Genomic DNA, 922 nt, shown 5'->3' on the forward strand with positions numbered 1-922 from the left:
GGCTAGCGCGTGTCTCTTTGATGGGTTGGTGAGTTGATCGGATGTGCCTGTCCGATTAGTGATCACCGATGCGATGTGGGACCGGATCGAGCCGCTGATGCCGGCGGATCCGGTCCGCGGGCGGCGATGGGCCGACCACCGACGCACTCTTGAGGCCATCGCATGGAAGTACCGCACCAACTCGCCCTGGCGGGACCTTCCCGACGAGCTCGGCTCATTCCAGACCGCCCACAAGCGGCTGATCAGATGGGCCGTCGACGGCACCTGGGAGATGCTCCTCGCCGCCGTCCTGGCAGCGGCGGACGCCGACGACGACATCGACTGGACGGTGTCGGTGGACTCCACCGTCGTCCGGGCCCACCAGCACGCTGCCGGAGCACTCAAAAAGGGGCGGTCCACTTCCGCGAGCCCCCCGATCACGCGCTCGGACGCTCCCGCGGAGGGCTGAGCACCAAGGTCCACCTGGCCGCAGACGGCCGGGCACGGCCCCTCGCCCTCACCGTCACCGCAGGCCAGGCAGGTGACGCACCCGCCTTCGAGACGGTGATGTCCCGCATCCGCGTGCCCCGAAGCGGACCGGGCAGACCACGGACCCGACCTCTCCTTGTCCTGGCCGACCGCGCGTACTCCTCCCGCGCCATCCGCAGCCACCTGCGACGCCGGAGCATCCGTGCCGTCATCCCACAGCCCTCCGACCAAGTCGGCCACCGCCTGCGGCGAGGCCGCCTCGGCGGCCGTCCGCCCGGCTTCGACGCAGAGGCCTACAAGCAGCGGAACACCGTCGAGCGGTGCATCAACCGCCTCAAACAGTGGCGCGGCCTGGCCACACGAACCGACAAGCTCGCGATCGCCTACCAGGCCGCACTCCACCTCGCGGGCATCCTCATCTGGACCCGCCGCTGACCAAAGAGACAGAACCTAG

Annotated in this window: 1 protein-coding gene; it reads left to right on the plus strand. The window is 69.3% G+C overall.

Translation table 11 applies throughout. From position 1 onward, the window contains the following. The first annotated feature begins 43 nt into the window (after positions 1 to 43). A protein-coding gene (locus NMK44_RS41890) for an IS5 family transposase (protein ID WP_254753399.1) occupies positions 44 to 903 on the plus strand; the annotation gives its coding sequence in 2 pieces (ribosomal slippage) (positions 44 to 380 and positions 380 to 903; 861 coding nt in all). Positions 904 to 922 lie beyond the last annotated feature (19 nt).

The sequence above is a fragment of the Streptomyces cucumeris genome, from assembly GCF_024295805.1.
Lineage (GTDB): Bacteria > Actinomycetota > Actinomycetes > Streptomycetales > Streptomycetaceae > Streptomyces > Streptomyces cucumeris.